The 25,088-nt window shown below is 74.9% G+C and carries 17 protein-coding genes; 4 read left to right on the plus strand and 13 right to left on the minus strand.

From position 1 onward, the window contains the following. The first annotated feature begins 170 nt into the window (after positions 1 to 170). The gene (locus CRV15_RS25725) at positions 171 to 389 is read left to right on the plus strand and encodes a hypothetical protein (protein ID WP_009995375.1); all 219 of its coding nucleotides are present in this window, start codon (positions 171 to 173) and stop codon (positions 387 to 389) included. 77 nt (positions 390 to 466) lie between these two features. On the opposite strand, the gene CRV15_RS25730 is transcribed toward CRV15_RS25725, so the two are convergent. The 4 genes from CRV15_RS25730 to CRV15_RS25745 all read right to left on the minus strand — a co-directional run bounded on the left by CRV15_RS25730 (position 467) and on the right by CRV15_RS25745 (position 8,318). Continuing rightward, the gene (locus CRV15_RS25730) at positions 467 to 2,278 is read right to left on the minus strand and encodes an ABC transporter ATP-binding protein (RefSeq protein WP_003959564.1); all 1,812 of its coding nucleotides are present in this window, start codon (positions 2,276 to 2,278) and stop codon (positions 467 to 469) included. Continuing rightward, on the minus strand, positions 2,275 to 4,152 hold the full coding sequence (locus CRV15_RS25735; protein ID WP_003959563.1) for an ABC transporter transmembrane domain-containing protein: 1,878 nt from the start codon (positions 4,150 to 4,152) through the stop codon (positions 2,275 to 2,277). The genes CRV15_RS25730 and CRV15_RS25735 overlap by 4 nt, the downstream gene beginning before the upstream one ends. Before the next feature lie 174 nt (positions 4,153 to 4,326). Beyond that, complete coding sequence (locus CRV15_RS25740; protein WP_009995373.1) at positions 4,327 to 5,808, minus strand: Gfo/Idh/MocA family protein; 1,482 nt, start codon at positions 5,806 to 5,808, stop codon at positions 4,327 to 4,329. Positions 5,809 to 6,083: 275 nt separating this feature from the next. After that, positions 6,084 to 8,318 (minus strand): MMPL family transporter, encoded by a 2,235-nt coding sequence (locus CRV15_RS25745; protein ID WP_009995371.1) that lies wholly within the window; start codon positions 8,316 to 8,318, stop codon positions 6,084 to 6,086. 317 nt (positions 8,319 to 8,635) lie between these two features. Between CRV15_RS25745 and CRV15_RS25750 the strand changes: the two genes are divergently transcribed. Continuing rightward, on the plus strand, positions 8,636 to 9,130 hold the full coding sequence (locus tag CRV15_RS25750) for an SRPBCC domain-containing protein (RefSeq protein WP_003959560.1): 495 nt from the start codon (positions 8,636 to 8,638) through the stop codon (positions 9,128 to 9,130). Between the two features lie 105 nt (positions 9,131 to 9,235). After that, positions 9,236 to 10,495: an FAD-dependent oxidoreductase gene (locus CRV15_RS25755; protein ID WP_003959559.1), complete on the plus strand. Its 1,260-nt coding sequence runs from the start codon at positions 9,236 to 9,238 to the stop codon at positions 10,493 to 10,495. Positions 10,496 to 10,591: 96 nt separating this feature from the next. Here CRV15_RS25755 and CRV15_RS25760 read toward each other — a convergent pair whose 3' ends face one another. From CRV15_RS25760 to CRV15_RS25790, 7 genes are all read right to left on the minus strand, one after another. Further along, on the minus strand, positions 10,592 to 11,827 hold the full coding sequence (locus tag CRV15_RS25760; protein WP_003958937.1) for a cytochrome P450: 1,236 nt from the start codon (positions 11,825 to 11,827) through the stop codon (positions 10,592 to 10,594). Positions 11,828 to 12,017: 190 nt separating this feature from the next. Beyond that, positions 12,018 to 12,428 carry a hypothetical protein gene (locus CRV15_RS25765; protein WP_003958936.1) on the minus strand — a complete coding sequence of 137 codons (411 nt, stop codon included), beginning with the start codon at positions 12,426 to 12,428 and terminating at the stop codon, positions 12,018 to 12,020. Between the two features lie 233 nt (positions 12,429 to 12,661). Beyond that, entirely contained in the window at positions 12,662 to 13,699 is a 1,038-nt protein-coding gene (locus CRV15_RS25770; protein ID WP_003958935.1) for a ketoacyl-ACP synthase III family protein, read from the minus strand. Positions 13,700 to 13,745: 46 nt separating this feature from the next. Further along, positions 13,746 to 15,374: a phosphopantetheine-binding protein gene (locus CRV15_RS25775; RefSeq protein WP_003959557.1), complete on the minus strand. Its 1,629-nt coding sequence runs from the start codon at positions 15,372 to 15,374 to the stop codon at positions 13,746 to 13,748. Next, positions 15,364 to 16,944 (minus strand): class I adenylate-forming enzyme family protein, encoded by a 1,581-nt coding sequence (locus CRV15_RS25780; protein WP_003959556.1) that lies wholly within the window; start codon positions 16,942 to 16,944, stop codon positions 15,364 to 15,366. The genes CRV15_RS25775 and CRV15_RS25780 overlap by 11 nt, the downstream gene beginning before the upstream one ends. Continuing rightward, on the minus strand, positions 16,941 to 18,005 hold the full coding sequence (locus CRV15_RS25785; protein ID WP_003958932.1) for a ketoacyl-ACP synthase III family protein: 1,065 nt from the start codon (positions 18,003 to 18,005) through the stop codon (positions 16,941 to 16,943). Before CRV15_RS25785 ends, CRV15_RS25780 begins: the two co-directional genes overlap by 4 nt. A 221-nt stretch (positions 18,006 to 18,226) precedes the next feature. Next, on the minus strand, positions 18,227 to 19,597 hold the full coding sequence (locus CRV15_RS25790; RefSeq protein ID WP_003959555.1) for an MFS transporter: 1,371 nt from the start codon (positions 19,595 to 19,597) through the stop codon (positions 18,227 to 18,229). Positions 19,598 to 19,833: 236 nt separating this feature from the next. Between CRV15_RS25790 and CRV15_RS25795 the strand changes: the two genes are divergently transcribed. Beyond that, positions 19,834 to 21,414: an MFS transporter gene (locus CRV15_RS25795; RefSeq protein WP_003959554.1), complete on the plus strand. Its 1,581-nt coding sequence runs from the start codon at positions 19,834 to 19,836 to the stop codon at positions 21,412 to 21,414. A 1,492-nt stretch (positions 21,415 to 22,906) separates the two neighbouring features. Here the strand turns inward: CRV15_RS25795 and CRV15_RS25800 are convergent. Continuing rightward, on the minus strand, positions 22,907 to 23,698 hold the full coding sequence (locus CRV15_RS25800) for a thioesterase II family protein (RefSeq protein WP_009995366.1): 792 nt from the start codon (positions 23,696 to 23,698) through the stop codon (positions 22,907 to 22,909). A gap of 472 nt (positions 23,699 to 24,170) precedes the next feature. After that, the gene (locus CRV15_RS25805; protein ID WP_003959552.1) at positions 24,171 to 25,007 is read right to left on the minus strand and encodes an AfsR/SARP family transcriptional regulator; all 837 of its coding nucleotides are present in this window, start codon (positions 25,005 to 25,007) and stop codon (positions 24,171 to 24,173) included. Between the last annotated feature and the right edge of the window lie 81 nt (positions 25,008 to 25,088).

Below are 25,088 nucleotides of genomic sequence, written 5' to 3' on the forward strand. Positions count from 1 at the left end.
GCCACCCGCTCGGGCCTGCCGCCTGTTCGGGCTCGCCGCCCGCTCGGGCCTGTCGCCGCCGTCCGCCCCGGTCTGCCGGAAGGCTGTCGTCCACCGGTGGGCGGACCTAGCATCCGAGGGCATCAGTGTCACGGCCGGGCCGTTCCGGCCGCCTGCACCAGGGAGTGACCATGCCCCGCCGTCTCACCGCCGTCCTCACCGCGATCGCCCTGAGCGCCTTTCTCATCGGCGCCGCCGGGCAGCTCGCCAAGATGATCACCCCGGAGTCCACCGCGCGGGCGGGCCAGCAGCGGGCCGGTGAGGTCGCTCCCGTCCTCATCGGCGGCTTTCTGATCGGCGCCGCCGATCGGCTCGCGCGGACCGCCCCGCCCCGGACGACCCCGGCCTAGGAAGACCGGCACAGCCTCGCGGTGCCCTGGGGCTCTCGCGCTGCCCGGGGCCCCGGGCAGCGCGAGGGACCTTCGGCTCAGCCGTGCCAGGACCGCCACAGCGCCGCGTACGCGCCGTCCTTCGCGACCAGTTCCTCATGGCTGCCCAGCTCGCTGATCCGGCCCCGTTCCACCACCGCGATCAGATCGGCGTCGTGCGCCGTGTGCAGCCGATGGGCGATCGCGATCACGGTACGGCCCTCAAGCACCCGGGAGAGCGAACGCTCCAGCTCCCGGGCCGCGCGCGGATCGAGCAGCGAGGTCGCCTCGTCCAGCACCAGGGTGTGCGGATCGGCGAGCACCAGCCGGGCCAGCGCGAGCTGCTGCGCCTGCGCCGGGGAGAGCGGCAGACCACCGGAGCCGACCTCGGTGCCGAGGCCGTCCGGGAGCGCCCGGGCCCAGCCGTCGGCGTCCACCGCGGCCAGCGCGTCCCACAGCTCCGCGTCCCCGGCGCCGTCCCGCGCGAGCAGCAGATTGTCCCGCAGCGTGCCCACGAAGACATGGTGTTCCTGGTTGACCAGCGCCACCTGGCGGCGCACCCGCTCGGCCGTCATCCGGGACAGCTCGGCGCCGCCGAGCGCGACCCGCCCGGCCCGGGGCGCGTAGATCCCCGCGAGCAGCCGCCCCAGGGTCGACTTGCCCGCGCCGGAGGGGCCGACGAGGGCGAGCCGGGTGCCCGGCGCCACCTCCAGGGAGATCCGGTGCAGGACGTCCACGCCCTCCCGGTAGCCGAAGCGCACCTCGTCGACCTCGATCGCGCGCCCCTCCGGCCGTACGGTGTCGTCGCCGTCGGCCGTCCCGATCTCCTGCACGCCCACCAGCCGGGCCAGGGACACCTGGGCGATCTGGAGCTCGTCGTACCAGCGCAGCACGATCCCCACCGGGTCCACCAGCATCTGTGCCAGCAGCGCCCCCGTGGTCAGCTCGCCGACGGTGAGCCTGCCCTCCAGCACCAGGACGCCGCCGAGCAGCAGCACGCCGAGCAGCACCGTGACATGGGTGAGGGAGATCACCGGGAAGAGCACCGAGCGGAGGAAGAGGGTGTAGCGCTCCCACCCCGCCCAGCGGCGCAGCCGCTGATCGGAGAGGGCGACCCGGCGGGCGGCCAGCCGGTGGGCCTCCACGGTCCGCCCGGCGTCGACGGTCTCGGCGAGCGCCCCGGCCACCGCCCCGTACCCGGCGGCCTGGGAGCGGTACGCGGCGGGCGCGCGGCGGAAGTACCAGCGGCAGGTGACGACCAGCAGCGGCACGGCGACCACCACGGCCAGGGCCAGCGGGGGAGAGGTCACCGCGATGCCGCCGACGAGCAGCGCCGCCCACACGGTTCCGATGGCGAGCTGGGGGACGGCCTCCCGCATCGAGTTGGCGAGCCGGTCCAGGTCGGTGGTCACCCGGGAGAGCAGATCCCCGGTCCCGGCCCGTTCCAGCACCCCCGGCGGCAGCGCGACCGAGCGGACGAGGAAGTCCTCGCGCAGATCCGCCAGCATCCGTTCGCCGAGGACGGCGGCGCGGAGCTGCATCACCCCGACGGCCACCGCCTGGACGAGGAGCGCGAGCGCGAACAGGGCCACGGTGCGCCCCAGCGGGAGGTCCCGGGCGCCGTCGTCGATCCGCTGCACCAGGGAGCCGAGCAGGTGCGGGCCCGCCATGGACGCGAGCACGGCGACGGCGTTGGCCCCGGTCAGGGCGGCGAACGCGAGCCGGTGCCGGGTCAGCAGCCCGCGGGCGTAGGCACGGACGGTCGCCCGTCCGGCCACGGGCAGCGTCGGGGCGTCCTCCTGGGCGGCCGGGTCGTGCTCGGGGGGCGCCACGCCGAAACGGCTCGGCGGGACGGTGGCGGCGCTGCTCATCGGCGCTCCTCGGTGGTCACGCAGGTCGTCGTCCACCCCGGGCCGCAGGGGGTCCCGTCCCCGCCGTCCGGGCCCCCGTCGCCGGGGTCGCGGGCGACGACGGAGCGGTAGCGCGGCTCGTCCCGCAGGAGTTCGCGGTGGGTGCCCGTGGCGACGACGGCGTCCCCGTCGACGAGGACCACCCGGTCGGCCGCCGTCAGCAGCAGCGGCGAGGAGGTGAACACCACGGTGGTGCGGTCCCGGCGCAGCCGGCCGAGCCCCTCGGCGATCCTGGCCTCGGTGTGCGCGTCGACGGCGGACGTGGGCTCGTCCAGGACGAGGACCGGGGGGTCGGCGACCAGGGAGCGGGCCAGGGCCAGCCGCTGGCGCTGGCCGCCGGAGAGGGAGCGTCCGCGCTCGGTGATCCGGGCGGCCATCGCGTCGCCGCCGTCGGCGGCGCGGCCCAGGGTGTCCAGGACGTCCCCGCACTGGGCGGCGCTCAGCGCGGCGGCGACGGGTATCCGCCCGGAGGAGGGCACGTCGAGCAGTTCGCGCAGGGTGCCGGAGAGCAGGACGGGTTCGGTGTCCTGGACGAGGACGGCGGCGCGGGCGCACTCCAGCGGGAGCGCGTCCAGCGGCACGCCGCCGAGCAGCACGGAGGGCCGGTCCCCGGTCCCGGCCCCGGCCCCGTCAACAGGGTGGCCGCCCAGCCGATCGGCCAGCTCACCGGCGGTGTCGGGATCGCCGCAGACCACGGCCGTGAGCCGGCCCCCGGGGGCGAGGACACCGGTGAGGGGGTCGTACAGATCGCCCCGGGGCGGCGTGGCGGGCTCCGGTCCTTCGGGGTCTTCCGGCCCGTCCCACGGGTCGGCCGCGGTCGCCGTCCCGGCCCCCGTGTCCGTGCGGCTCAGCGCCAGTACCCGCGCGGTGCGCCGGGCGGAGGGCCGGGCGTAGGCGTAGGCCAGGGCCAGTTCGGCGAAGCCGCGCAGGGGGTACTGCGTGAGGAGGACGGCGCTGTAGACGGTGACCAGCTCGCCGACCGCGATCCGGCCGTCGAGGGCGAGCGCGGCGCCCTGGCCGACCACGGCCAGCATCAGCAGCCCCGGCAGGATCACCTGCACCATGCCGATCAGGGCCCACACCCGGGCGCTGCGGACGGCGGCGGAGCGCACCTCCTGGGAGGCGGCGCGGTAGCGGGCGAGGAAGAGCCGCTCGCCGCCGATGCCGCGCAGCACGCGCAGCCCGGCGACCGTGTCGGAGGCGAGTTCGGTGGCGTAACCGGCCCGTTCGCGCTGGCGGTCGGCGCGCCGGGAGGCGGCGGGCAGCAGCGGCAGGGAGGCCAGGGCGATCACGGGCACGCCGACCGCGACCAGGGTCCCCAGCTCGGGCTGGTAGAGCACCAGACCGGTACAGACGGCGACGAGCGCGGTGGCGGCGGCGGTGAAGCGGGAGAGGACCTCGACGAACCAGCCCACCTTCTCGACGTCGGCCGAGGAGACGGCCATCACCTCGCCCGCCGCCACCCGGCGGGTGAGCACCGCGCCGAGTTCGGCGGTCTTCCGGGCGAGGAGCTGTTGGATACGGGTGGCGGCGGTGGTCCAGTTGGTGGTGGTCGCCCGGTGCAGCAGGGTCTCGCCGAGGGCGACGGCCGCGCCGAGGAGGAGGATCAGCCCGGCCGCGCGGGCGAGCCCGGAGCCGGAGCCGTCCGCGACGGCCTGGACGGCGAGGCCGACGCCCAACGGCAGCGCGGCGATGGAGAGTTGGTTGACCAGGCCCCACAGCAGCGCCTTGAGCTGGCCGCCGAGCTGGCGGCGGCCGAGCCAGAGCATGAAGCGGGTGCCTGAACGGATGTCCGGGTCGCCCGGGTCGGGATACGGAAGGTCGCGAAGGTGCATGACGTCCCTGTGCGGAAGGAGGGAAGCGCGAGAACGTCAAGATTCGCGGCTGGAGGAAGGTTTAGGCAATTCCGTCTCAGGGAAAAGACGTAGATCACGCCAGGCGGCATGAGAGATTCCGCCACCTCGGGCGGGGCCCCTGCGGGCCCGGTACCCGGGCCCGCAGGGGTTTTCTTACTCCGAAGGTTTGTCCGAATCCATACCTGCACGGGGCTTGCGCCATTCGCCCCGGGTGAAGTCGGGCACCGGCAGCGGCGCCCCCTGGGCCCGTAGCGAGGCGTGGCTCAGCGGTACCGGCGCGGTCCAGGTGGCGGCGTCGTACACGTCGAAGTCCGGGACCAGGCCCAGCCGCATCGACTGCATCAGCCGGAAGACCATGATGTAGTCCATGCCGCCGTGGCCGCCGGGCGGGTTGGCGTGCTCCTTCCACAGCCAGTGGTCCCACTGCGCGTAGCGGGAGAAGTCGCCCCAGCGGTGGTCGGTGTGGTCGGGCTCGACATAGATCCGCGCCGGGTAGTCCTCGAACACGCCCTTCGTACCGCCGAGGCTGTTGATCCGGCTGTAGGGGTGGGGCGTGGACACATCGTGCTCCAGCCGGATGATCCGCCCCTTCTCGGTACGGAGCATGCTCACCGTCCGGTCCGCCCCGATGTACGTCTCCTTCCAGCTCGGGTCGCCGGGCGGCATATGGGCCTCCCGGTACTCGGCCAGCCCCAGCGCCGGGGTGCCGAAGCTGGCGATCGACACCACCCGGTCGCCCCGGTTCACGTCCATGTAGTTGGCGACCGGCCCGAAGCCGTGGTTGGGGTAGAGGTCGCCGCGGAGCCGGGTGTGCCACAGCCGCCGCCACGGGCCCTCGTAGTAGTCCGGCGAGAACATCAGCTCGCGCAGATCGTGGTTGTACGCGCCCGCCCCGTGCAGCAGTTCGCCGAAGAGCCCGGCGTGCGCCATCCGCAGCACCCGCATCTCGTTCCGGCCGTAACAGCAGTTCTCCAACTGCATGCAGTGCCGCCGGGTGCGCTCCGAGAGGTCGACCAGCGCCCACAGCTCGTCCAGGCGCATCGCGACCGGGCACTCCACGCCGACGTGCTTGCCGTTCAGCATCGCCGCCCGTGCCTGGGCGAAATGCTGCTCCCAGGGGGTGGCCACATAGACGAAGTCCAGATCGCCCCGGGCGCACAGATTCTCGTAGTCGTCCTCGTCCTTGGTGTAGAGCGCGGGCGCGGGCTGCCCGGCGGCGACCACCTTGGCGGCGGCGCTCTCGGCCTTGGCCCGGACCGGGTCGCAGAGGGCGACCACCCGCACCCCGGGCTGGACGAGAAAGAGATCGATCATGCTGCCGCCCCGGTTGCCCAGGCCGATGATCCCGACCCGGACGGTGGAACGGCGCTGGAAGGGGACGCCCGCCATGGTGCGGCCCTTGCGGGGCGGGGCGGCGGCCGTGGCCTGGGCCTCCGTCGTCCCCGCGGGCGCCGCCGCGGCGGGCCCGGTCCCCAGGGCGCCGAGCGCGAGCGACGCACCGGCCACCCCGGTCGTGGTCCGCAGCACCGTACGGCGGCTCGGCGCCGGGGAGTCGCCACCGGGGCCGGGGCCGGGGCCGGCGGAGCGGCCGGGGGGACCGGACGGGTCGGAGCCGGGTGTCACTGCGTCGTTCATCGAGCCTCCCACGAGAGCAGCTGATGGTGTGCGCCTGCCGGTTGTCATGACCTCGTGGAACCCTGATCGTTGCGACACCTGGTGCGCAAGAGGCGTGTTTGGACTCTTGCGTACGAGTCTTTGGATTCTTGCACCGCGCCCCGGGGGCCGGTGACCCGCCGGGCCGGTGACTCGTCGGGCCGGGGACGCGGAAGGCCCCCGCCTCCCCGGACCCGTTCACCCCGGGGGAAGGCGAACGGTCCGTGGAGACGGGGGCGGTGGCGCGGAGCGGGCGGCTACAGAGAGGCCGGGGTCCGCTCACGCGTGTCCGTGTTCCCGTCGTTTCCGGTGTTCCCGGTGTTCCCGGCGGGGACGGCCGCCAGGACCGGCGCGGCCTCCTCCTTCCGCTCGGGGAAGACCGCCCGGTGCAGCCTGCGCAGCGGGGCGGGGGCCCACCAGTTGGCCGCGCCGAGCAGCGCCATCAGCGAGGGCACCAGCAGCGCCCGGACGATCGTCGCGTCGACCAGCACCGCGAACGCCGCGCCGAGCCCCAGCTCCTGGATGAACACCAGCCGCGAGGCCGCCAGCGCGCCCACCGGCACACAGAACAGCACCGCCGCCGAGGTCACGATGGAACCGGTGCGGGACAGCCCCTGCGCGACGGCCTCCCGCTCGCTCAGCCCCTGCGCGCGCGCCTCCTTGATCCGGCTGAGCAGGAACACGTTGTAGTCCGTCGACAGACCGAAGGCGAGCGCGAAGACCAGCAGCGGAGTGGTGGCCTCCAGACCGCTCTGCGCGCTGAAACCGAGGTTGCCGTCCTGGAAGACCCAGACCAGGAAGCCGAACGCGGCACCCGTGGAGAGCGTGTTCATCACCAGCGCCATCAGCGGCAGCACGATCGCGCCGGAGAACGCGAACAGCAGCAGCAGGGTGACACCGGCCAGGATGGCCGCCGCGAGCGGCAGCTTGTCGCCGATGCTCTCCTCCTGCGCCAGATAGTCCGCCGTCGTCCCGGTGAAGTTCGCGGTGTACGGGGCGGTCAGCTCCCGCACCTTCTCCACGGCGTCCTGCGCGGGGTCGTCCAGCGGGTTGCCCGCGGGAACGGCGTCGATCTCCCAGTGCCGCCCGTCCAGTTCGAACGGCGCGCCCACGGACTCGATGCCGGGCACGTCCTCGATCTTCCGCGCGTAGTCGGCCAGCCGGGCGGCGTCCGGCGTGCCGTCGGTGGTGAGCACGATCTGGAGCGGCGCGGTCCCGGGGTCCTCGAAGTCCCTGGCCAGATCGGCGGCCACCCGGCCCGCGCTGGTCTCCTGCGGCAGCAGGGACGGGTCGACACCGGTGAAGCGCACCCCGGCCAGCGGGGAGGCGATGAGCAGCAGCACACCCGTCGCGATCACCGCGAACAGGCCGGGACGGCGCATCACCCCGGAGGCCATCCGGCGCCAGCGGCCCTCGGTCGCCGCCGAGGTGCCCGTGGCGCGCTGCCAGCGCCGCGGCGCCAGCGCGTTGATTTTATTCCCCAGCACCGCCAGCAGGGCGGGCAGCCCCACCAGGGCGAACAGCGCCGCGGAGAGCACGGTGATCACACCGGCGATGCCCATGGAACGCAGATACGGATGCGGGAACGCGGTCAGCGCCGCCAGCGCGGCGGCCACCGTGAGCGCGCTGAACAGCACCGTACGGCCCGCCGTCGCGACCGTCTGGCGCACCGCCTCACCCCGGCCGCGGCCCGCCGCGACCTCCTCCCGGAACCGGGAGACGATCAGCAGCCCGAAGTCGATGGAGAGCCCCAGCCCCAGCGCGAACGCCAGGCTCATCGCCCCCGCGGACACCGTCATGAACTCGGTGGTCAGCCGCAGCCCCGCCATCGTCAGCAGCAGCGAGACGATGCCGCCGATCAGCGGCACGAACGCCGCCACCAGCCCCCGGAAGACCAGGAACAGCACCACCAGGACGATCGGGAACGCGATCATCTCCGCGTTGCTGACGTCCTCGTCGGAGATCTGCGCGACCTGCACATGCCCCGGCGTCGAGCCACCGAGCGAGGTGCTCTCCCGCAGCAGCGGGCTGTCCTCGATCGCCTTCTGCAACGCCTCCTCGGCGTCGGTGGCCTGCTTGTCGGAGATGCTGGTCACGGCGCCGACCACGATGGTGCTGCGGCCGTCGCGGGAGACCAGCGCGGCCCCGGCCTCCGGCGAGGAGGCGTCGACGACCTGCTTGACCTCGGGGCGCGAGCGCAGCAGATCCCGGGCCGCCGCGACCTCGTCCGGGACGGCCTCGCCCGCAGTGACCTTCTCATCGGTGCGCACCAGCAGCACATAGCCCTGCTGGGAGTCGATCCCGGTGGCACGGGAGATGGTCTCCCGCGCGGCGACATTGCCGCCCGCCGGATCGTCGTAGTCGGAGAGTCCGTTGGTGAGCTTCCCCGACACACTCCCGCCGTAGGCCGTGGCCAGCACGGTGACCACGAGCGCCAGTAACAGGACGGCGATTCGTCGGCGGTGGAGGGCCGAGCCCAGAGCGGAGAACATGGCTTCCTTCCTTCCACCGGGCCCGCCGCCGGGCGGCGGACACGAGGAGGGTGAGGGCGGTAGGGGCGCGTGCGGGCCCGCGTCCGTGCCCCGCCACAGGGGCATCCGTGCCCGTCGTCGGGCAGCGCGCGTACGGGCCGCGTGGCCTTCATGGTCGGCCCGCGCGCTGAAGCCCCGCTGGAGGGAGCGTGGGGCCGCCGGGCGTGATCCCCGCGGCCAAAGCCCCGCTTGAGCCGGATCCCCGGACCCTGCCCGCCGCGCCCGGCCGCCGGTAGCGTCGGGGCACACCCCGTCACCCGCGCCCTTCAGGAGCACCCATGCGCCGGATCTCGTCCACCGTGCACATCGACGCGGACCCCGCGGAGGTCTGGTCCCACCTCGCCGCCTTCGACCGGTACCACGAGTGGAACCCCTTCCTCGTTCACGGCGACGGCGAGGCCGTCCCCGGCGCCCGCGTCGAGCTGCGGATGCGCCCTCCCTCCGGCAGGACCCCCTCCGGCAGGACTCCTTCCGACCGGGCCCCCTCCGGCCGGAACGTCCGGGAGACCTCCTTCCGCGTCCGGGTGCTGGACAGCGACCCCGGACGGCTGCTCCGCTGGCGCGGACGGCTCCTCCTGCCCGGGATCTTCGACGGGGTGCACACCTTTGAACTCCACCCGGAGCACGGCGGCACCCGGGTCGAGCAGTACGAGGTCTTCAGCGGCGCCCTCGTCCCGTTCACCGGCACGCTGCTCCAGGGGACCCGGGCCGGGTTCACCGCGCTCACCGACGCCCTGAAGACACGGGCGGAGAGCACCCGTCTGCCCCGGTGACCAGCGCCGCACCCGTCCACCGGGCCGCCCGCCGCCTGCAAGGGCAGCTTTAGGCCGGGGCCGGACGATCGACCGACCGTGACTCCGCTGGAGAGGCAGCAAACGATGACAGCAGAGCTGACCGCACAGGTTTGCGTGGTCGGAGGAGGGCCTGCCGGGCTCACGCTCGCCCTGGAGCTGGCCAAACGCTCCGTGTCGGTGGTGGTCCTGGAGCAGAGCGGGCACTTCAACCGGTCGTTCCGCGGCGAGTCGGTCTCCCCCGACTCGGTGTGGCTCCTGGACCGGCTCGGTCTCCTCGACCGGCTGGAGGGCGAGTACGCCCAGATGCACCGGATGGAGATCGTCGACGCCGGTCGCACGGTGCTGCGCACCGACTTCTCCGACTTCGACTATCCGCAGCCCTACCCGGTGGAACTGCCGCAGCCCGCGCTGCTCTCCGCGCTCGCCGCCGCGGCGGGGGAGTACCCCGGCTTCACCCTGCGCCAGGGCGCGACGGCGATCGGCCTGCTGCGGGAGGGCGGCGAGAACGGCCCCGTGACCGGGGTGCGCGCCCGCACCCCCGAGGGCGAGCTGACCGTGCGCGCCGAGCTGACCGTCGCCGCCGACGGGCGCTTCAGCAAGATCCGTGAGATGTCCGGACTCCCCTACGAGAAACTGCCGCTGGACCGCGACGTCATCTGGCTGCGGCTGCCGTTCCCGCCCGAGTGGGACTTCAACACCTACCGCATCCGCATCCGGGGCGGCGAGCACGGCCTCTTCATCCCCACCCACCCCGACAGCGTCCGGGTGGGCCTCAACATCCCCAAGGGCGGGCTGCGCGATCTGCGCGCCCAGGGCCTGACCGCCCTCCACCAGCGGCTCGACCGGCTGGCGCCCGAGCTGTCCGACTCCGTGCGCACCGTCGTGGACAGTTGGTCCGAGACCTCCATGCTGGACATCTTCACCACCGTCGTGCCCCGGTGGTCCCGGCCCGGCCTGGTGCTGATGGGCGACGCCGCCCACACCCTCACCCCGATCCTCGGACAGGGCGTCAACCACGCCATCATCGACGCGGTCACCCTCGCCCCCCTCGTCGGCGACGCGCTCGCCGCGGGCGGCGGGGAGCGGCTGCTCGGCGCGGGCGAGGAGTTCCAGCGGGTCCGCGAGGGCGCGGTGCGCCTCTCCCGCGCCCTCCAGCTCCGCCAGGAGCGGCTGTTCGCCCTCGACGGCCCGGCCGGCGGGGCCTTCCGCCGCTCCCTGTACCGGGTCGTCGGCAGCAGCCACGCGCTCCAGCGGCGGGTGCTGGCCCGTGCCTACTTCCAGGTCCAGCGGCCCGGTCCGATCGTCGCGCGGAAGGTGTCCGCCCGGCCGGTCTCCCGCGCCTGACCTCCCGTACCCCCACAGACCGCTGCCCGGGTCCCCCTCCAGGGACCCGGGCAGCGGTCTGTCGCGGCGCCGTACCGGCCGTGGGCCGGACGGCGGCTACCAGGTGACGGGCAGCCGGCTGAGCGCGTGCACCATCATCCCGCTCGTCATCCGCAGATTCCGCACCTCGTCCGCGAGCGCGAGCCCCGGGAACCGGCGGAACAGCGAGGAGAGGGCTATCTGGAGCTCCGCGCGGGCCAGCGCCGCACCCAGGCAGAAGTGCGGGCCATGGCCGAACGCGAGATGCGCGGAGGCCGTCGGACGCGACGGGTCGAAGACCCCCGGGTCGGCGCCGAAGCGCGCGGAGTCCTGGTTGGCGGAGCAGACCGCGGCGATCACCCCGCTGCCCTGGGGGATGACGGAGTCCGCCACCTCCACGTCCTCCAGCGTGACCCGGAACGGGCCGCCGTCGCCGATGGGGTTGATCCGCAGCAGCTCCTCGACCACCTTGTCGATCGAGCCGGGGTCCGCCTTCAGCGCCGCCAGGTGCTCGGGGTGGCGCAGCAGCGTCAGCGCACAGGTGCCGATCATGCTGACGGTCGTCTCGTGGCCCGCCACCAGCAGGGTGATCCCCATGGTGATCAGCTCGATCTCGCTGAGCCGGCCGCCGTCCTCGTCGTGCACCTGGACCAGCGCGCCCATCAGGTCGTCGGTGGGCTCCGCGCGTTTGCGCTGCACCAGCTCCCCGAGGTACTGCACCATCGACATCCGCTGCTCCATCACCTCCTCGGGGGTGTGCGAGGTGAGCGAGACGAAGGCGTCGGACCAGCCGCGGAAGCGGTCCCGGTCCTCGAAGGGCACGCCCAGCAGCTCGCAGATGACCATGACGGGGAGCGGGAAGGCGAAGGCCGGGTTGAGGTCCACCGGCGGGGACAGCTTCTCCATGCCGTCCAGCAGTTCATCGGTCATCTCCTGGATGCGCGGCCGGAGGTTCTGCACCCGGCGGGCGGTGAACTCGCGCGAGACCAGCCTGCGCAGCCGGGTGTGCTCCGGCGGGTCCATGGTGAAGAGGCTGCCGCCCATCGGCGGGGCCGCGGTCAGCCGGGGAGCGCCCTCCGCCAGCATCGCCGCCCGGCTGAAGCGCGGATCGGCCAGGACGGTACGGACGTCGTCGTATCGGCTGACCACATAGCCGTCGTCCCCGCTGGGCAGCCGGACCTTGGCGACGGGGCACTCGCCGCGCAGCCGGTCGTAGACGGGTGGCACCTGCACCGCGGAGGGACGGGGGAAGGGGTACTGGAGTTCGGCTGCCGCGTCGGTGGCGGTCGCGGTCTCGGACGAGGCGGTGTCCATCGTATGGCCTCCCGGTACAGGGGATTTCGGTGGGACGGGGTACGTTCCGCCGAGCGTCCCAGGACCGGCTAGCGCAGGGGTGAAGCAGCGGTGGAGAGCGCCCGTGCCCCGCACCGGGGCGCACACGGACAGGCCCGCCGCCCCCGGACCGGGGCGGCGGGCCTGCGGGTACCGCTGTACGGGGCGCGGCTCAGCGCTGCCAGCCCTCCCGTGTCCGCAGTCCGAAGCCCGCGGCGCGGCCGAGCGCGATGGTGGTCAGCCAGGCCATCCCGAAGGTGAAGGGGGCCGCGATGTCCTCGGGTTTGTCCCCCAGGAAGGAGAAGACGACCATGACGGCGAACGGGATCGGGGCGCGGTTGAGCAGATTGTGCAGCGGCACGGCCGCCGCCGGGAGCTGACCGGGCCCGTGCTCCCCGGCCCGCCCCAGCAGCCGGGGCAGCAGCGGCAGCGCGGCCCCCACGAGGGCGGACGGGATCACCCAGCCCTGGTGCTTCAGCACCTCGAAGATGTCCCAGGCCAGCAGGAGGGCGCCGAGCGTGCCCCAGGCGAAACGCACCCCCGGGGAGGCCGAACTCCGGACGGCGCCACTCTCTTCGGTCATCACCATGTATCTCTTCCCCTCGCGGTCGGGGCGCCACGCCCCGGGCCCGCCGCCCGGACCGCGGAACCCGGGCGGTCACCCGTCGACCAGTGGAGTATCCGGCACCGCGCTGGAGCGCCGCTGGAGCGTCCGCCCGGCGCACCGGACCGGCCGCCGGGGCATTGGCCGCCGCCGGGGCCGGTACGGGGCCCGGGACATGGGGGAGCCGTACGGCCGTCCCGGGCCCCGGCGGGTCACCCCGCCGTACCGGAGGTCTCCCACTCCGGCACATCCAGGATCTCCAGCACCGCGCAGGTGCAGCTGAAGCCCGAGCCGCCGCCGACCAGCAGCACCCGCTCGCCCCGGCCCACCGCCCGCCGCTCCAGCAGATCGTTGAGCGCGGCGAACTGGTCCCCGGCGCCCAGATGTCCGACCCGGCGGGCGAACTCCCAGGTGGAGCGCTCCACGGGCAGCCCGAGCAGCTGCGGGAGCTGCCAGGCGAGCCGGCTGCGGCCACTGGCCAGGGCCACCACCCGGGCGATGGACTCCCGGTCGGTGCCCGCGTCGGCGAGGACCGTGTCCACCACGGACCGCACCACGGCGCCGACCCGCTCGGTGGCCTCCCGGACACTGCCCCGGGCGCGGACGTAGTGCCCGACCCGGCCCAGCAGATCGAGCGGCTCCGCCGTCGGCAGCGGCTGGAACCCCGGTCCGCGCACCACCGCCTCCAGCGCGTTGTCCGAACCGCTCGCCGTCGCCAGCAGCCGGGCCACACCGCCCGTGCCGGACAGCAGCACCGCCGTACCGCCGTCGCCGTAGACGAAGCCGGGCTCGCTCGACCACCGCTCGACCAGCGGGGCACCGAACCGGTCCGCCGTGGTGACCATGGCCGCCCGGGTGCCGCCCGCGATCTGACGCGCCGCCACCTCCAGCGCGCCCAGCCCGCCGTTGCACTCCTGCTCCAGACCGAACGCGGTCGTGGCCCGGCTCAGCGCGTGGCCCGCCACATAGGACGCCGACGGCCACATCGGCACCCCCTGGAACCAGATGGAGCTGTGGATCAGCAGCCCCACGTCCGCGGCGTCCAGACCCGAGCGCTTCAGCGCGGCGGTGGCCGCGTGGACGGCCATGTCGGGCGGGGACACCGACGCGTCGGCGACCGAGACGGACTCGATCGCGTCGGCCTCCCACTGCTCCCGGTCGTACGCCCCCGACTCCACGGCCGCGCTCGCGTACTCGGGCTCGCCGAGCCACACCCCGGTCCCCGCGACGAACACGTTCTCCCAGCGCATGGGTCTCCTCCTCTCCTTCGCCCGGCCCGCCGGGCCGGTCCGTTGCTCAGGCGGGGCCGACGGCCTGTTCGCGCAGCGCCGACACCACGCGCCACAGCGAGGCGGGGGTGGCGAACGTGGCCGCCACCAGCTCGGAGTCCGGGATCGCGATCCCGTACGCCGACTCCACCCGCACCAGCACCTCGACCATCGCCAGCGAGTCGAGCCCGGCGGCCTTGAGACTGGTCTGAGAGGTCAGCGGACCCTTGGCCCGCAGCCGCGGCAGCACCTCGTGCAGCAGCGCCTCGTACTCCTCGTCCCACGGCGGGGTCGCGGCGGTGTCGGCGCCCGCCTCGGCGGTGATCTCGGTCATGGCGGTGAACTCCTCCGTACGGTGTACCGGTGCGGGTTGGATGTGCTGGCGCCGCAGCGCGAGCCGGGTCGCGGAGACGGTCTCGCCCCCGTCCACGAGGACTTCGGCGGGGGCCGGGTGGCCGAGGAAGCCCAGCAGGCTGGCCGAGAGTCCGTACGCCCCCACGTTGGGGAAGACGAGCAGATCGCCCGCCGCCACCCCGGGCAGCTCGGCCGCGCGCGCCAGGATGTCCGCCGGGGTGCACAGCGGACCGGCCAGGGTCACCGTGCCCGGTTCCCCGTCCGTCTCCCCGTCCGTCTTCCCGTCCGTCTCCGCGGCCCCCGCGCCCTGGTCGGGAAGCACCGGCGGAACGAGCGGCTGCGCGGAGAGCGGCAGCAGCCGCCCCAGGCCCGAGAGGCCGCCCAGATGGTTGATCCCGGAGTCCAGGACCGCGTAGTCGCTGCCCCGGCTGTGCTTGACGTCGGTGACGGTGACCACCAGTCGTCCGCTGTCGCCCACCAGATAGCGGCCGGACTCGAACGCGACCACCGGCTCACCGTCCCGCCAGCCCGGCAGATGCTCGTCCAGCACGGTGCTCAGCGCGGTCCGCAGCCCCCGGTAGACGGGCCGCTCGCCCGGTGTCGCGTACGGGGCCGAGAAGCCCCCGCCCAGGTCCAGCAGGTGCAGCGGGATGCCCAGCTCCTCCCGGAGCTGCGCCGCCGTGCGCACGCTCTGTGCCAGCTCGGCCAGGAGACCCGCCTCGTCACGGGCGTTGGTGAGCGGGAAGAAGTGCATCCCGACGATCCGGGTGCCCTGCACCAGCAGCCGCGCCCGCTGCTCCGTCAGCCCGTCGAGGTCGAAGCCGAACTGCGAGGGCCCGCCGGTCATCCGCAGCCCCGCCTGGCCCGGTGCCCCCGCCGCGTTGATCCGCAGCACACAGTCGGCGGTGACGCCCTGCGCCGCCGCCGCGGCCCCGATGCGCTCCAGATCGCCGAAGGACTCGGCGGAGAAGGTCCGCATCCCCGCCGCGACGGCCTCGTCCAGTTCGGCCCGTACCTTGCCGGGGCCCGAGTACATCAGCTCGGCCGCCGGGTGGCCCGCCTCCAGGGCGGCGGCCAGCTCCCCGCGCGAGGTGACCTCGGCGCGGGCGCCGCCCCGGCGCAGCTCGGCGACGAGCCCCGGGTGCGGATTGGCCTTGAGCGAGTAGTAGATCCGGCTGGGCTGGGGCAGCGCCGCCCGCAGATCCTCCAGGGCGGCCCGTACCCGCGCCAGGTCGTAGATGTACAGCGGACTGCCGTACCGCTCGACCAGCAGCCGTTCGGCCGCGGTCCTCTCAGTCGTCATCGGTTCCCTCCACCAGCCGCCTGCGCAGCTCCTTGCGGTCCGTCTTGCCGTTGGGGGTGAGCGGGAGCGCGTCCAGCACCCGGCAGTCGTCCGGGACCTTGGCCGCCTCAAGGCGCTCGCCCAGCCGGGCCAGCACCTGTTCGGCGCCGAGCGGACCGGTGACGAACAGGACCATGTCCCGGTCCTCCTCGGGCACCAGCAGCGCCGCCTCGCGCACCCCGTCGATGTCCAGCGCCGCCGCCTCGATCTCGACGCTGCTCATCCGGGAGCCGCGCCGCTTGAACAGATCGTCCCGGCGGCCCTGGAAGTGCACATGGCCGTCCTCGTCCAGCCAGCCGTAGTCCCCGGTGTGCAGGGTGACCGCACCCGACCCGGGATCGTGCCGGAAGCGCAGCGCCGTCTGCTCCGGCGCCCGCCAGTACCCCGCCATCACATGCGGGCCGCGGACGCAGAGTTCGCCGATCTCGCGGGGCGGCACCGGCCGTCCGTCGTCGTCCAGCGCCAGCACCTCGGTGCCGTCCAGCGCCGTGCCGACCGAGCCGGGGCGGGCCAGGTCGCCGTCGGGCTCCAGGATGGTGATCCGTTTGCACTCGGTCGTGCCGTACATGGGGGCGACCGCCGCTCCCGGGAACGCCTCCCGCAGCGAGGCGATCAGCGGGGCGTTGAGCGCGGCCCCGGTGTTGGTGAACAGCCGGACGCGGGTGGGCCTCGGGTCCCGGCCGCCGAGCCGCACCAGCAGTTCGCCCAGGGACGGCACCAGCGGCACCACGGTCGCGCCGTGGTCGCGGGCGAAGCCGAGGAGGCGGGCGTGGTCGGCGGGGCCCGACAGCAGCAGCTCGGCCCCGGCCAGCGCGGACAGCAGGATCTGGAAGAGGCCGTAGTCGAAGGAGAGCGGCACCGCCGTGAGGACGACGTCCTCGGGGGTGTAGCCGAGCCGGGCGGCGATGGCGCGCGCCGCGAACGTCACCGGGGCGTGCGGACAGGCCACCGCCTTCGGCGCCGAGGTGCTGCCCGAGGTGTAGATCAGCAGCGCCAGCCGGTCGGCGGGGACGTCCCGCTCGACCCGGGCGTCCGGCGCCTCGGCCGGTCCGCTCAGATCCAGCTCGCCGACCGTGGTGACGGGCACCCCGGCGGGCCAGTGCAGCCCGTCGGCGACGGAGCGCTCCGCGTCCTCCGCGACGATCAGGGAGGGCTCGGAGTCCGCGAGCACGGCCCGGAGGTGGAACGCCTTCATCCCCGGGTTGATCGGCACCAGCACGGCCCCGCGCCGCCAGGTCCCGTACAGCAGCGCGGTGAACTCCCGCACACTGCCCACCCGGGCCAGCACCCGGTCGCCGGGCTGGATGCCGTATCCGTCGAGGACCCGGGCGAACGAGTCGGCGGCGGCGTCGAGATCGGCGTACGTCCATACGCCGTAGCGGTCCCGCACGGCCGGGGCGTCGGGGCCCTTGGCGACGGCGGCGGTCAGGAACGCCTCGGCGGCGTTCTCGACCCGCGGGGCCCCGGGGGTGCCGACGGCGTCGTCGATCAGAGCCGTCGCGGGCCAGGTGTCGGACGTGGGAGCGGTCATGACGCTGCCTCCGGGCTCGGTCCGCCGCCGGCCGGTGCGGCCCAGCCGGGTGCGGCGGTGATCTCCAGTACGGCGCAGCTCGCGGCGCCGGGGCCGGCGGAGAGCATCAGCACCCGGTCACTCGGTGCGAGCCTGCCCCGCTCGGCGAGGTCGTTGAGGGCGGCGAACTGGTCGCCCGCGCCCAGGTGTCCGGCGTGGCTGCCGAACTCCCAGGTGGTGCGCTCGCCCGGCACTCCGAGGAGCTGTTCGGCCTGCCGCTCCATCTTGTTCCGGCCACCGGTCGGGAGCACCGCCCACGCGAGGTCCGACGCCTGGGTGTCCGCCTCGGCGAGCGCCGTGTCGACGGCGCCCTTGACCATGGCGATCAGCCGGTCGGTGGCCTCGCGGACATGGCCGCCCCGGGTGCGCAGATAGTGCCCGAACCGGGCCGCGTGGTCATAGGGTTCGGCGGTGGGCAGCGGGGTGAGTCCGGCGCCCCGGGCGAGGGCCTCCATCCGGTTGTCGGCGCGGGTGACGGTCGACAGCACCCGGGCGAAGCCGCCCCGGTTGGACAGCACCAGCGCGGTGCCGCCGTCGCCGTAGACCAGACCGGCCTCGGCGCTCCAGCGGTTGATCAGCGGCTCGGCGAAGCGGTCGGCGGTGGTGAGCACCGCGGCGGCCGGGCCGGGCTCGGCGCCGAGCCGCAGCGCCGCCTGCTCCAGCGAGGCGACGGCCGCGTTGCACTCCTGCTTGACCTCGAAGGCGGGCACGGACCAGTGGACGGCGTGGTCGGCGACGTACGAGGCCACCGGCCACATGGTCTGCCCCTGGAACCAGACGTAGTGGTGCAGCAGCAGCCGCACGTCCCCGGGGTCGACTCCGGACCGCTTGAGGGCGGTGGTGGCCGCGTGGACGGCCATGTCGGGCGGTGCGACGTCGTCCCCGGCCACCCGGACCGACAGCAGGCCGTCGGCCTCCCACTGCTCCGGGTCGTACTCACCCGCCTCCACGGCGGCGCGGGCGGGATACGGTTCGGGGAGCCAGGCACCCGTTCCCGCCACGTAAACGCTTTCCCAGCGCATGGTTCTCCCATCGTCGGTGGGCCGGTCCGCGGTGGCCGCCGCACGCCGGGGCGTGCGGCGGCTCCCCGGAATCCGCCCTCGCGTGGATGCTCCGCCCACCTGCTTTGGCCTGGCTAAAAGACGAGGTGACCGCAGGACGGCGGGACGGCACCCGGGGTCGGCGGGCATGGCGAAGGCCCCGGACCGGGTGGTGGTCCGGGGCCGGGGCGCACCGGGGCGGCTCACGGCGCCGCGGCCCCCGTGGCGGTCCGCCCACCGGTCGGCGGCCCATCGGTCGGCGGCGTCCCGGCCGGCGGCGTCCCGGCCGGCGGGTCGGGGGCCGGGCCCGGCGGGCCCTCCTGGGCGCTCGGGAGCGGTGTCCCGGAGTCCGCCGCGCGCCCCGCCGCACGGGCGGCGACCAGCACCGCCAGCACCAGGACCATCGGCACCGCCATCGCCACCCGGTAGGAGACCCCCGCGCCGACCGCGCCGATCAGCGGCGGCCCGATCAGGAACCCCACATAGTTGAAGAGGTTCACCCGCGCGATGGCCGAATCCTGTGCCCCGGGCAGGGTCCGCGCGCCCAGCGAGAAGAGCTGAGGGATCATCACGGAGAGCCCGGCGCCCAGGACACCGAAGCCGAGCACACCGGCCCAGGGCCCCGGCGCCACCGCGACCACCGCGAAGCCCGCCGCCGAGAGCAGCGCTCCCGCCCGGAGCACCGCCGCCGCGCCGAAGCGGCGCACCCACCCGTCGCCCAGGCCGCGTCCCACCAGCGTCGCGACCATGTAGAGGGTGTACGGGACGGTCGCCGTCGCCTCGGAGCTGTGCAGCGTGTCCTCAAGGAACTTGGCGCTCCAGTTGGTGGCGGTCGAATCGGCGACGACCGCCACGGTCATGATCAGACAGAGCGGCAGCAGCGGTTTCCAGGGCACGCCCCGCTCCTTCGCGGACCGCCCCGTTCCGCTCCCGGCGGACTTCCGTGCCGCACCGGCCGTGCCGGCAGCGTCGGCCGTGCCTGTCGCACCGGCCGTGCCGCCCGGCTGTCCAACGCCCCGGCTCAGCCGTGGACCGACCCCGGCGGCGAGCGGCATCAGCACCAGCGCCGCCGTCGTGTAGAGCACCCCCAGCGGGACGTCCCAGTGCGCCCCGGCCCAGGCCAGCACCGAGCCCACGATGCCACCGAGGCTGGCGGCGCCGTGGAAGCGCAGGATGACGCTGCGGCCGTAGGAACGCTCGATCGCCACCGCCGTCATGTTCAGCGTGGCCTCCATCGCCCCGGTCAGCAGCCCGAACACCGCGAGCGCCAGGGCGAGCTGCCAGACCTCGTCCCCCGCCCCCGCCGTGATCAGCGTCAGACAGAGCACCGGCTGCACCGTACGGACCACGGTCGTGGCGGGCAGCGCGCGCACCACGCGCACGGCGGCCAGACTGCCGGCCCCCGCGAGCAGCGGAACCGCGGCCAGGAAGGCCGGGAGCGCGGCGTCGCTGAGGCCGTAACGGTCCTGGATCGCGGGGATTCGGGTCACCAGCAGCGCGAAGAACGCGCCGTGGACGAGGAAGATCAGCAGCAGTGCCGAGCGGGCCTGCCTCAGCCGTGCCGGGACCTCCATGGCACACCCCCTTCGGTCGGTCGCCGTCTCGGCCGAGCACGGCCCCGGCACCGTAGGGAGCGGCGCTGAAGTCCCGCTAGAGCGCCCGGTGGGCGGGGCCGCGGTCGGCAGCGCCCGGGACCTGGCGCAAGGCGCCCTACAGGGCGGCCCGGGAGGGTGGGACGGCCCGGCCCGTCCCGTTCCGCTCCGGGGGGACCCGCCGGGGCCGCCGCTCCCGCTCCGACGAAAGGCCCCCCATGCAGAGCACCGGTACACGGCACGGCACCGGTACGGACGGACCCGCGGCCGGGCATCCGCGCCGCTGGTGGATCCTCGGCGTGCTCTCCGTCGCGCTGTTCTCGATCGTGCTCAACAACGGCCTGCTCAACGTGGCGATCCCCGGGATGATGCGCGGCCTCGACGCCGACATCGGCGAACTCCAGTTCATCGTGGACGGCTACGCCCTGGTGCTCGCCGGGGCGCTGCTCACCGCCGGGACCCTCTCCGACCGGTACGGGCACAAACGTGCCACGCTGCTGGGCGCCGCCGTCTTCGGCGCGGGCTCCGTGGTGGGGGCCGTCGCCGACAGCACCGGACAACTGGTCTGCGCCCGTGCCCTGATGGGCCTCGGCGCCGCCTTCATCATGCCGGGGACCCTCGCCGTGCTGGTGCATGTCTTCCCCGCCGGGGAACGGGCCCGCGCGATCGGGCTCTGGAGCGGGGCGTCCGCGCTGGGTGTCGCCGCCGGGCCCGTCATCGGCGGCTTCCTCGTCGCCCACTTCTGGTGGGGGTCGGTCTTCGTGGTGAACCTGGTGCCCGTGGCCGTGGTCCTGATCGCGGGGGCGCTGCTGCTGCCGGAGTCCGCCGCGGCCGAACCGCGCCGCCCCGACCCGGTCGGCGCGCTGCTCGGCACCGTCGCCATGGTCGCGCTGGTCTTCGCCGTCATCCGGGTCTCGAAGGACGGCTGGACGGCGGCCGGGCCGCTGACCGGGTTCACGCTCGCCGCCGTCGCCGGGACCGCGTTCGTCCTGTGGGAGCGCGCGCACCCCAGCCCGATGATCGACTTCGAACTGCTGCGCAGAGCCCCGTTCATCGGCGCGAGCGTCAGCATCCTGCTGCTGATGTTCGGCCTGGCGGGCACGTTGTTCGTGCTCACCCAGCGGCTCCAGTTCGTCCTCGGGTACGGGGCCCTCACGGCCGGGCTCGCCGTGATGCCGGTCGCGTTCGCGGTCCTGCTCGGGACGCTGGCCACGCCCGCGCTGGTCCGCCGGGCCGGGCCGGGCGGCTGTGTCGCCGCGGGGCTCGGGACCGGCGCCGCGGGCATCCTCGTCGTCGCCCACGTCGGCGGCGGCTACCCGGCCGTGCTCGGCGGGCTGCTGCTCGCGGGCGCCGGTATGGGGCTCGCCATCGGCCCCACGACCGACGTGGTGATGTCGCTGGTGCCGCCCGAGCGCTCCGGGGCCACCGGCTCGCTCGACATGACCATGCAGGAGCTGGGGAACGCGCTGGGTGTCGCCGTCGTCGGCAGCGTGCTCGCCCACGACTACGCCGCCGCGGCGGACTCCGCGGCGCTCCCCGACGCGGCGGGCACCACCCTCGACACCGCGCTCCGGTTCGCCGAGAGCACCGGCGGCCCGGCGGGCGCGGCGGTGGCCGATGCCGCGCGGGACGCCTTCGACGGCGCCGCCGCCGCCGGGCTCACCGTGGGCGCGGCGGGCGCGGCGCTCGGAGTCCTCGTCGCCGCCGTCCTGCTCCCCGGCCGCGACCGCACACCACCCTCCCCGCCCTCCGCTCCCCGGGCCCCGACACGCCCCCTGGCGGAGACCCCCGCCCCCTGACCCACCCTCGATGACCCGCGCCCGCGCCGCCCCTCAACGCCACACCGCGCGGACGCGGCGACGGCCCGCAGGGGTCCGGGCTGGGCCGCGTGGGCCGGTGGCGGGGCCGGGTGCCCTGTCTCCCACGTCCCGGCACGCCCCTGGGGGAACGCCCCGCCGTGGGGACGGGCGGTGGACCACTCCGAGGCGGTCCGTCGGCTCCGCACGGGCCGTCCGCTGTCCGCTGTCCGCCCCCGTTCGCGTGGGCCGGGCGGCGGAGTGCCGTGCTGTGCCCCTCCGCGTCACACCCCCCTGTTTCCGGCGCCGTGGAACGCCCCCTGTGGGGGAAGCTCCTGCTCGATGGCCCGTGCCCCGTGCTGTGCGCCTCCGGACGAGCCGCCGGGTACGGCCCGCCGGGGTCCGGCTGCGGTTGCGTGGGCGAAGCGACGGCCCGCCGCAGTCTGGCCCCGGCCACGGGGCCGGGTGCCCCGTTCCGCGCGTCCAGTGACGCTTCCTGGCGGGGACCCCCGCCCGCGTGCCGCGCCTTCGTGGAGGCGGGCGCGGGAGCAGCCCGAGGCGGTCCGTCGGCTCCGTACCGGCCCGCCCGCCGTCCGCCCCGTCCGCCCCGTTCGCGCGGGCCGGTGGCGGGGCCGGGTGCCCTGTCTCCCACGTCCCGGAACGCCCCCGCCGCGCGGGCCCGTCCGCCGTGCGCCCGGCCCCGGCGGCGGAGCCCCGTGCCTCGGACGCCGCGTCCTGTGGTGTGCGCCGCCGCGCGGTCCGTGCCGAAGGAGATCGGCTCTCCGTACGCGTACGGGGCCGCGCGGCCCCACCCCGGTGGGTTCGTTCCCGCCCGTGTGCGTCGACGCGATGGGGCGCCGTGTGGGCGCATGCCGTACGCGGCGGTGGCGGGTTTTCGCCCCCTCGCTCATCGCCGCGCCCGATGAACGCCCAAAGGGGGCGCTTCGCTCCGGTACCGCCTCCCCGGCCGCCGCCCCGGTACGGTCCTCGCGCGCGGGAAGGGGGCGGGTGGGGGAGTCCGTTCAGGGGGCCGACCCGGTGCCCCGGTGGGGCGGCCGGTGTACGCGTGTACCGGTCCGTGCCGGTACTCCGCGACCGCGCATCGCTCTCGGGCGGTCCGGTACTGGACCGCCCGAGACATCCGATGACCGACGGGGCCTCGGTACCCGGTGCGTCCGGCGGCCGTTCATCGCTCCGGGGCTGCCGCCGGACGCGTCGGCTCTGTACGCGGGCTGCCCGGCGGCGGCCCCTCCCGGCCCTGCGGCGCGTCCGGCGGCGGGCGGTCCCGCAGACCGGTGCGGTGTCCCGGCGGGGGCGACGCCCGTACGCATCCGCCGCTGGGTTTCCCGCGCGGGGTGCCGCCCGTGGGCACCCGCCCCGGTCGGCGCCGCGCGCACCGGCCGCACAGGCGTCCCGCCGGGCGCACGCGGACGGCCGCCGTCCTCCCTGCCACGGGGAGGCGGCGGCCCGGCCCGCGCCCGGTGCCGGCGGTGTGTCAGTCCGCCGCTCCCACCAGGGCCGGTGGGCGGTGGCCTGAGGCGTCCTCGTAGGGCCGCAGCACCCCCGCCAGGTGCTCCAGGAAGACGGCCTCCTGCTCCCGGATGAAGAAGTGGCCGCCCGGCAGGACACGGCTCTCGCTCGACGCCGTCGTGTACGCGCCCCACTCGCGGATCTCCCGAGGGGTCACCAACTGGTCGTCCACACCCGCGAAGGTGTGGATCGGCACCGGCACCGGGAGCCGTTCCACCTCACCCGAGCTGGCGCAGATCTTGAGGTCCCCCCGGACCACGGGCAGCAGCGCCGCCAGCCAGTCCGGGCGTTCGAGCAGGGCCGCGGGCAGACCGCCCAGCGTGGCCAGGCCGTGGACGAGTTCGTCGTCGTTCTCGACCCGCCCGCTGATGATCACCGGCGGCGGCAGATGCGGGGCCCGGTGCGCGCTCAGCAGCAGCGCCTGCGGCAGCGGGCGGCCCAGGGCGTGGCGCCGCTGGGTCAGGGCGAAGGCGACCAGGGCGCCCATGCTGTGTCCGTACAGCACATGAGGACCGTCCAGGGCCGGGCCCAACTGCTCGTCCAGGTCGGCCACGAGCGCCCGCAGATCGGTGAAGCGCGGATCTGCCATCCGGCCCTCCCGCCCCGGGAGCTGCACCGGCTGCACATCCACGGTCGGTCCGAGCCGGCGCTGCCACCCGGCGTAGGCGGAGGCACCCCCGCCCGCGTAGGGGAAGCAGAAGATACGGAGGCGGTCCCCGTCGGCGGCGGGACCGCCACGCCTCAGATAACGCGTCATGATGCCCGGGTCTCCTCTCGGTGCGCGATGTCCACCGGGCGGCCCTGGGCGCAGGTGAGCGGTGCCCAGGGGCGCGCCCGGTGGTGCGGTCGGCCGGGCCGGGGCACAGGCCCGGCACGCGGAGAGCGGGGGAGCGGCGTGACCGCCCACCGGCCCGCCCCGTACGCCTGTGCGAAGAGGGAGCCGGCCGACACCCGTCCAGATTCGGCACCGGTGCTTAAGGGCGGCCAAACGACCGGTAACGGTGCCTTGAGCCCCGCGGGCGACAGCCGGTGGACGGCGGCCCGGAGCCGGGGCGGCCAACACCGCGAGGCCAGGGACCGCGGGCGGGTTGCCCGGGACCATGGCCTGCGCGGTGGTGCGGAAGGGGCCGATGTGCTCCACGGACGGCGGGGTACCGGCGGCCGGGAACCCCCTTCGGTGACGGGTGCCCGTCGTGGGTGCTCCTTGACGTGTCTGCGGGACGGTTCGTCTATGCCGAGGCGGTCACCAGCCAATCGGCGCGCGCCGGCCGCCCGCCGTGCCCCACCGGGTACGGGGGCTCCAGCGACGGGTCCGCCTCCAGGATCGCCTGGTGCAGCCGCTGGAGCCGGGGTGAGGGCTCCAGCGCCAGCTCACGGATGAGCGAGCGGCGCAGCCGGTGATAGGCGCTCAGCGCGTGCGAGGGCCTGCCGCACCGGTACAGCGCGAGCATGAGCTGCGCGTGCACGGTCTCGTGCAGCGGATGCTGCGCGGCCAGCGCGGTCAGCTCCCCCAGCAGGGCCGCGTGCCGGCCCAGCCGCAGATCGGCCTCGATCCTGCCGTCCAGCGCGCACAGCCGGGTCTCCTCCAGCCGCAGGGTCTCCACCTCCAGCGCCCGGCCGATCTGCACGTCCGCCAGCGCGGGCCCGCGCCACAGCCCCAGTGCCCGGTGGAGGAGCTGGGAGGCGTCGAGGTCACGACCCTCCCGCAGCGCCGTCTGCCCGGCCACGCACAGCCGCTGGAACTCCGTCGCGTCCACGGCGGACGTCACGTCCAGCGCGTACCCCCCGTACCGCGTGCACAGCACGTCCTTGGGACCGCGGACACCCGCCGGGTCCAAGGCGTCCGCCAGCATGCGGCGGAGCTGGCGGATATAGGTCTGGAGGGTGGCCGGCGCGGTTCGCGGGGGAGCGTCCCCCCACAACTCGTCCAGCAGCGTGGACACCGTCACCACCCGTCCGGGGTGCAGCGCCAGCAGCGCGAGCACCTGACGCGGCTTGGCCGCGCTCGGTACCACCGACCGGTGCTCGAGCTGAGCGACGAGCGGCCCCAGGACCCGGATCTCCATCTGGTTCTCCTTCCAACCACACCGCCCGGTTTCGTCTCCGGGGTCTTCACGATGGCACCGCGGACCCGTTCTGCCCCAGTG

Origin of the sequence: Streptomyces clavuligerus (assembly GCF_005519465.1) — a bacterium.
Taxonomy (GTDB): domain Bacteria; phylum Actinomycetota; class Actinomycetes; order Streptomycetales; family Streptomycetaceae; genus Streptomyces; species Streptomyces clavuligerus.